Source organism: Moorena sp. SIO4E2 (assembly GCF_010671945.1).
GTDB classification, from domain to species: domain Bacteria; phylum Cyanobacteriota; class Cyanobacteriia; order Cyanobacteriales; family Coleofasciculaceae; genus Moorena; species Moorena producens.
The window spans coordinates 1-7,232 of the sequence record NZ_JAAHIE010000387.1 but is presented as its reverse complement, the minus strand read 5'-3'; the positions used below and the strand labels follow the sequence as shown (position 1 = coordinate 7,232).

Annotated in this window: 7 protein-coding genes; 2 read left to right on the top strand and 5 right to left on the bottom strand. The window is 45.9% G+C overall.

Annotated features, from left to right (window positions below; genetic code table 11):
- Positions 1 to 604: 604 nt before the first annotated feature.
- Positions 605 to 1,597, bottom strand: coding sequence for an SPFH domain-containing protein (locus F6K37_RS28165; RefSeq protein WP_287253725.1), 993 nt, complete (start codon positions 1,595 to 1,597; stop codon positions 605 to 607).
- 307 nt (positions 1,598 to 1,904) lie between these two features.
- The gene (locus F6K37_RS28160; protein ID WP_044495164.1) at positions 1,905 to 2,336 is read right to left on the bottom strand and encodes an NfeD family protein; all 432 of its coding nucleotides are present in this window, start codon (positions 2,334 to 2,336) and stop codon (positions 1,905 to 1,907) included.
- 536 nt (positions 2,337 to 2,872) lie between these two features.
- Here F6K37_RS28160 and F6K37_RS28155 point away from each other — a divergent pair.
- Together F6K37_RS28155 and F6K37_RS28150 are read left to right on the top strand one after the other, a co-directional pair.
- Positions 2,873 to 4,867, top strand: coding sequence for a PP2C family protein-serine/threonine phosphatase (locus tag F6K37_RS28155; RefSeq protein ID WP_287253722.1), 1,995 nt, complete (start codon positions 2,873 to 2,875; stop codon positions 4,865 to 4,867).
- Between the two features lie 213 nt (positions 4,868 to 5,080).
- Entirely contained in the window at positions 5,081 to 5,308 is a 228-nt protein-coding gene (locus tag F6K37_RS28150) for a ferredoxin-thioredoxin reductase variable chain (RefSeq protein WP_008189465.1), read from the top strand.
- 182 nt (positions 5,309 to 5,490) lie between these two features.
- Here F6K37_RS28150 and F6K37_RS28145 read toward each other — a convergent pair whose 3' ends face one another.
- From F6K37_RS28145 to F6K37_RS28135, 3 genes are all read right to left on the bottom strand, one after another.
- Positions 5,491 to 5,724: a hypothetical protein gene (locus F6K37_RS28145; protein ID WP_044495218.1), complete on the bottom strand. Its 234-nt coding sequence runs from the start codon at positions 5,722 to 5,724 to the stop codon at positions 5,491 to 5,493.
- A gap of 43 nt (positions 5,725 to 5,767) precedes the next feature.
- Complete coding sequence (locus F6K37_RS28140; protein ID WP_008189461.1) at positions 5,768 to 6,613, bottom strand: YdcF family protein; 846 nt, start codon at positions 6,611 to 6,613, stop codon at positions 5,768 to 5,770.
- A 120-nt stretch (positions 6,614 to 6,733) separates the two neighbouring features.
- Positions 6,734 to 7,051, bottom strand: coding sequence for a hypothetical protein (locus F6K37_RS28135; protein ID WP_008189459.1), 318 nt, complete (start codon positions 7,049 to 7,051; stop codon positions 6,734 to 6,736).
- Positions 7,052 to 7,232: the final 181 nt, after the last annotated feature.

Sequence of the window (7,232 nt, the reverse complement as noted above, 5' to 3'; positions counted from 1 at the left end):
AGGGAAGACAAATTAAGAGCTAACCGCCACCTACGTGCCTCAAAATTGAACTTTTTTGTATGGTTCCGGTGGGTCGGGGCATCCCGGAGACGAAACCTTAGAATAGGGTTTGAAGTTACCGTAAGATCAGGTCGCCTTTTTGGGTTGTAGGTTATGCAGAAAAGGTTTAAAACTATTGTTATAAAGGCGACCTGATCTAAGGTTTCGTCTCTTGCCTTAATCATAAAGTTTTAACTCTTTACCCATAGCCGACTAACCATAAAGGCTGCCCTATTCTTGCGGTAACTTCTGACCGTATCGTTAATAAAGCTTGCCGAACGCGCCCCGCGTGGCCTACGGCCTTGTATCCTAACCAATGGGCGGAGTTGGCAAGAAGCCCACACTGACCTATCGGTTCAGTGTGGGAGTATGTCACGTATTCTGTGGTTATCCCACGGCCAACGGGTTCAAACCGCGTTGGCTTTAACCGCTGTCAATAGACTCCTATATCCCTTGGCTGTCTTAACAGCTGTGGATTTGCTTGATTGGAAGATTTTTTATGTTTAGACACAAGCCCCACCTAAACGGGGATACCCGTTTAGGTGGGGCTTATTGACGCTGAACTTTACCTTTGATTCATCTCAATACCTAGGGAATTGGGATTAACCTTGTCTCCATCACCAACAATCGAACGCATCCCTTCAATGGTTGCTGGAATGCTGCGAGGGTCCATGAACATCACTTTACTACTCTCGCTAGTACCAACTTGCATACCCATATCGATATAATTCTGAGCCAGTAAAAACTGGAGGGCATCACGAGCATTCGGGTCATTATCAAGAGTCTTAGCCACAATTTTGAGAGCCTCAGCAGTGGCTTGTGCCTTGAGAACCTGCTGCTGTCGTTCTGCCTGAGCTTTCAGAACTATTGCCTGTTGTTGGGCTTCAGCGTCCATAATCGCAGCTTTTTTACGGGCTCCAGCATCTAACTCTAGTGCCTCGGCCTTACCTCTGGCAGTGTTAACCGCAGATTCTCGTTCCCCTTCAGAGGTCAAAATTGCCGCCCGTTTACGCCGTTCTGCGGACATCTGTAACTCCATTGAGTCCTGCACTGCCTGAGATGGCACAATGTCCCGCAGTTCCACCCGGGTGACTTTAACTCCCCAAGGATCAGTGGAAATGTCTAATTCCCGCAGTAGGGTTTCATTGATTTGAGAGCGAGCAGTAAAGGTTTGATCCAGTTCCAGTTTCCCCATTTCAGCTCGAATCTGGGTCAGCACCAAATTCTGCATGGCGGAGCGCAGGTCTTCAACCTTATAGTAGGCTTTCTCCATATCCATGATCCGCCAGTACACCACAGCGTCAACGGTAATGGAAACATTATCGGAGGTGATACAAGGCTGAGGTGGCACATCAAGGACTTTTTCCCGAATGGTTTGCTGGAAAACCACCCGCTCAATCACGGGAATGACAAAGTTGAGCCCAGGTTCGAGTTTTTTGCCACTATATTTTCCCAATCGTTCCACTAAGGCTTGGTTTCCTTGATTAATAATCTTGACGGAACCGAAAAGACCTGAACCGCCCAAAGCTAAAAACACAAGCAAAAACCACTGTGACACGCTCTTTCCTCCATTTCTGGTAGTGTTTTACAAATTTGTTGTTAGAGGGGGAGCGGATGGGTGGGGGAGGGCAGAAAACTGATTTAGTCTGATTCTCAAGTGCTTGAAGCTGACTCTATTCCCATCTGCCCAACCTGACTTTTTAACCTATCTTTTGTCAAAAAACAGTGGACTGGGTTAGAAGGGAGACTCCCAACAACTAGTCACTAGGGGGAGTAATAAATCTACCGTTGACTCTATTACCCCATCACCCTATTAACCCATCACTATCCCCTGAACCTGGCAGAGCACCCTTGGTCGATCAACTTCAGTCATGCAATAGGTGATGAGGCACAACAATCAGGGTAGTGCCTTCCCTACGCACTACGTAGACTTTTTGGTTGGGTGCGATCGCATCTGCATAGTCTTCACAACGGGCACGCCATGAGTTGCCTTCATAGAGTACCCGCCCAGTTTGCCCTGGCAGAATTTCTGTCAAGGTTTGAGCTTCCATCGCATCCAAATTTTTGCCCACTCTAGCAGGGGGCATCAGGCGACGGGATAAAAAGACTGAGGCAGTGGAAAGCAGCAACCATAACCCCACTTGTAGGGTATAAGATATGGGCAAAATCGAGATCACAAATGCTACGACCAAAGCACTGATGCCCATCATGAAAGCAACAAATGCTGTTGGCACAAACAGCTCGACTAAGCACAGCATTGACCCGGCAATTAGCCAAAGCATCGAGGAACTTACCATCGGCTCATAATATACAGGGTATGGGGTAAGTAGTTGCGGGTAACTCTAATTTATTTTGTCTGACGTCAGACAAAGATATAGGTTGCTGAGTTATGTTAATTTTCTTGAATCTACTAGACAACTTTGAGAGAAAATGTTTAAAAGCTCAAACAACCCCTCTTGTGACATACTCCTAAACTGAACTCGCCGAGTCAGTGTAGGCTTCTTGCCAACTCCACCCAACGGGAACGGATACAAGGCCGTAGGCCACGCGGGGCGCGTTCGGCAAGCAATATTTACGACACGAGATGCCCCTCCGCGCCGGAACAATACAAAAAAGTTCTATTTTTAGGTAGTAGGTGGCGGTTAGCTCTTAATTTGATTACCCTACTATGTTCATTATAGATGATCACAAAGTATCAAAGTTCTTGTCTGCCATTCATCCCACGCCGACATGCAAGTGGGGACGTGGGGCATAAGCGCGGACCAATGCTAATTTATCTCAGCCGTCTAGAATTTGACCGTATAGCCGTAAATTAACTTCATAGGTATTAGCCGTGGATCGTTATCTTTGGGCAGTTGCTTCTGCTGCCGTAGAGCTACCAGTTGGAGAACAAGTGGCAGACCGCTACCAGGTAGTTGCCCCGCAAATTTGGCAGGATATGCAGCCAGAACTGCCACCGGATTTTCCCGAACAAATCAACGGCCATATCCTTCCTTACCTACGCTTGTATCCCCACTGCCTCCATGTGCCAGAGGTTTATGGGATATGCCAGTTGCCACAGCAACGGAATTTTCTGTCTACACCTGGTCAAGATGTAGTCATTTTGCTAGAAAATGCCCCCATTGATGCCAATGGCAACTTATATCCCTCAATGGAGTCGATGTGGACTTCTGCTACCGCAGTGCGTCAAGTCTATTGGCTTTGGCAAATTTGGGAATTATGGATACCCTTATCAGAATTGGGTGTGGCTTCTAGCCTGTTAGTGCCAACTAATTTGCGAGTTGAAGGGTGGCGGCTGCGACTGCGGGAATTATATCGCGATACAATGGCTGATACGAGTCTATCACCAGTTGTACCGTCTAATGGTCTAGAGGATAGGGGATTTGATACATTGGTTTCCCGAGACTCCCCTGCCGAACCGACTTCTGTGAGTGAACCCTCTGTGGATGCTAGTCTTAAACAGCTAGGAGAGTGCTGGGAAGCTTGGTGTCGCACAGCTTCAGTTTCTGTGGCGGATCCGCTACAAGCTATTGCCCAACACCTGCAAACTGAACACCCCTCCTTAAGTGCGATCGCATCCCAACTTAATCACCTATTACTTGAGCAAGCTGCTCAGCACCCGTTGCGGTTACAGATTGCTGGTATCACCGCAACTGGTTCAAGTCACAGCCACAATGAAGACAGTTGCTATCCCACTAAGGCTGACTTGATTAAGCACCCAGAGCAACCCCAAGACCCCTTGATTCCCCACCTGTCGATTATTTGTGATGGCATTGGTGGTCACGAAGGGGGGGAAATTGCTAGTCAGTTAGCACTACAGTCGATTAAATTACAGGTTCGGGCATTACTGGCTGAGTTGAACGAAGATCCGGAGCTGATGACACCAGAACTGGTAACTGAGAATCTATCAGCAATTATCCGGGTTGCTAATAACATGATTTCTTCTCGCAACGATCAACAAGAACGAGAATCCCGGCGTCGCATGGCTACCACCTTAACCCTAGCGCTACAACTACCCCAAATGGTGAATACACCAGAAGGGAAAACCAATGGTCACGAAATCTATATCGCTAGTGTAGGAGATAGTCGTGCTTACTGGCTTACTCCCGACTATTGCCAGCAGCTAACTGTGGATGATGATGTGGCTACTCGGGAGGTCAAGCTTGGTCGTAGTCTTTATCGACAAGCGTTGCAGCGATCTGATGCACAAGCACTCACTCAAGCCTTAGGGACAAAGGAGGCTGAATTACTTCGTCCCACTGTGCGACGCTTTATTTTGGAAGAAGATGGCTTGCTGCTGCTGTGTTCCGATGGCTTGAGCAACAACAACTTGATTGAAAAATTTGGTCGAGATTTACCCGAAAAAGTCAATAGCCACCGACTTTCCGTGGAATCGGCGGCTGAGTCTTTAATTGACCTGGCCTTTAAACATAATGGTCAAGATGACATTTCGGTGGTGCTAACATACTGTGCTGTCTCTCCCCAATATCCGACAGTGCTAAATTTGGGAGACATCTCTAGCTCTAAAGAACTACAGGTGGTTAATCTGGGGCAGCAAACCGCTCTGACTCCATCACTACCAGCGGAAATAACCACAACCAATGATAATAAACCCGAAACCACCCGCTCATACCGGGATTGGATAAGAGCCTTGTTTGGGCTGCTGGGGGTAGTCGGTATACTAGTTGGTGCTGGGGCTATTTTACTGACTACCCAATGGATACTAGCTCCTGAGGGCTTCCAGAAAATGCGCGATCGCTTTTTACCATCACCCGATCCAAATCTACCACAGTCTTCACCTACCGAGCAGGAGCTCCCAGACAACTAAGGGTGAAACTAAGGGTGAAAAAACCTTACATTATAATTTTCACCGATAATCACCGGCATCAGACCAGGGAAGCAATTCCAATAAACCTAAATTTTGTTGATGCTCACAACTGTGCTAAATGTAAACAACCCACTCTGTGAGACAATAAGAAGGTTGCCTGAGCCCACCCTAGCTTAGGTAAGGGATGTCCGTATAATAGTTAGAGTTACTTATATGAAAGTTGGCGATCGCGTCCGAGTCAAAGAATCAGTTGTGGTATATACCCATCCCGAACACAGAAATAAACCTTTTGATATTAAAGGTCTCGAAGGGGAAGTTACCGGAATAATTTCTGAGTGGCAAGGTAGGCCCGTCAGCGCCAATTTACCAATACAAGTCAAATTTGACAAAAAATTTAAAAAAGTTCACTTCCGTGAAGATGAACTAGAAATTATCCCCTAGGCGGCTATATTATTAGCTAATACTATAGAAACCAATCATAATCACCATCACAGGGATTTTTAAACAGGTCTGCACGGATAGGATTAAGTTAGATTCTTACTGTATCTATTGATATCTATTACTATCCGTGTTTACTTTAATTAGTTAAACCATCTTTTAAGATAATAAGCTAGACTTGTAGTCTAATCTACCTCTGAGTTGCGGCGACTGAACCAACGAAAAATGTTGATGTCACCGCGCATTTTTTCTAATTCCTCTTGATGGCTTTGTGCTGTAAAATAATACCACTGGCAATAGTCTTCAAATTCTTGTCGATGCTCTACTTCCTGGCTAAAGTCATAAGCTAGCTGGTAAGTGGCAAACATATCGGCTGCTGGTGGTGGTGCTGGGACAATCCGTTGGAATTCTTCTGGCATAGTAACTAGGCAAATAATCAAGGATAATATTTCAGCAATAATGTCATACCCAACCACGAATGCGATAAGCGACTATACCAATGTATTCCTTGATAGCACGGGTAATCCTAGACAATTGCTCAGCATTTGGCAGAGAATGTAGCAAAGCAGCTTGACTACTGCTGCTAGGTTCATCCAGTTCATGTTGGGACACTAGAAAATCTGTTGGTGCTGGGATCACATCAATACCCTGACGCCGGAACACTAGGACAGAACGAGGCATATGGATGGCTGAAGTTACCAATAATACCTTGGGAAAATCCCGCTGATCCAAAATTTTCCGCACATTGACCGCATTTTGGTGAGTGTTTAAAGACCTAGACTCTTGAATGATAGCGGCTCTTGGAACACCCAGGTCTTCTAGAATCTGTGCCATGTCTTCTGATTCAGGAGCCAACCGTTGTGAGGATTGACCAGACTCGGAAGAAAGTCGTTGGCTAGAGTTATTACTACTGGAACCCCAAACAATCCGACCACCAGCAGGAATCACCCAGGGAGCTTTCCCTTCACGGTATAGCTGAGCACCATAGAGAACGCGATCGCCTGCTTCATCCACTTCTGGAGTAGGTCGTGGTGGAAAAGGTGGTTTAGTCGCTCCCCCCAAGATCACAATCGCATCAGCCTCAGGTAATTCTGAATTAGGAATATATTGCCACTCCAGAGAGCGTATTAAGCTGTTAGTCACCCAAGTATTACTTGAGACCAACAACACAATTAATGCTAAAGCCACCGGTATCGGAACCCAGCGAGGGTTGCGCCACGACATTACTAAAGCTACTACCAGTAGCACACAAGCCAGGCCCAAGGGATACAGAAAGAGTGGCAATAGCTTTGAGAGAAATAGAAACATGTTAGATTTTAGTTCTTAGTCAGAAAGTACTCAATCCAAAGCAAGTTCTTCTAGATTAGCCCTAGCTTAAATCTCTTGGTATTTTCTTTTGACCAATAAGCAATAATTAATTACTCTTGCTTAACGTCTAAAAAATCTACTAATAGGATTGAGTGACCCTTCTGAGCGGCTCTTTTCTCTAGCTTGTCGTTCTTGTACAGCTAAACGGATGCCCGTTAAGTCAGAACTACCTTCCTCGGTATACTCTGCTTGCTGGGGTTGTGAGTCCCTGGGTTTGTCTGGGTGGTGCCACCAGTCAACTATCAAACCACCGGCGAAAGCGCCAATGCCACCAAATAGTAAGCTGAATTCGATTGGGTATCCCAGAAAGGCAAGGGCTAAGATAAAAAACACCAAAATTTGAAGCCCGCTTAAAAAACCGTCTTTCTTACCGTTCATGTGATTAAATATAAGGTATGTAGCTGTTTTGTTTCTAGGTTAGAGGTTAGAGGTTATAGGTTATAGGGACTAGCTCGCGACCATCCCTTTGCCGCTTATCCTGTTATTTAACCTTCCCCCTGTGCCATATCAACGCATTATATTTTACCAAAGCCAATTAAACTAAAACGATTAGTCACAA

Excerpts from the sequence above, each read along its gene's own strand:
- F6K37_RS28160 (WP_044495164.1), bottom strand. The coding sequence starts at position 2,336 with ATGGTAAGTTCCTCGATGCTTTGGCTAATTGCCGGGTCAATGCTGTGC.
- F6K37_RS28150 (WP_008189465.1), top strand. The coding sequence starts at position 5,081 with ATGAAAGTTGGCGATCGCGTCCGAGTCAAAGAATCAGTTGTGGTATAT.
- F6K37_RS28145 (WP_044495218.1), bottom strand. The coding sequence starts at position 5,724 with ATGCCAGAAGAATTCCAACGGATTGTCCCAGCACCACCACCAGCAGCC.
- F6K37_RS28140 (WP_008189461.1), bottom strand. The coding sequence starts at position 6,613 with ATGTTTCTATTTCTCTCAAAGCTATTGCCACTCTTTCTGTATCCCTTG.
- F6K37_RS28135 (WP_008189459.1), bottom strand. The coding sequence starts at position 7,051 with ATGAACGGTAAGAAAGACGGTTTTTTAAGCGGGCTTCAAATTTTGGTG.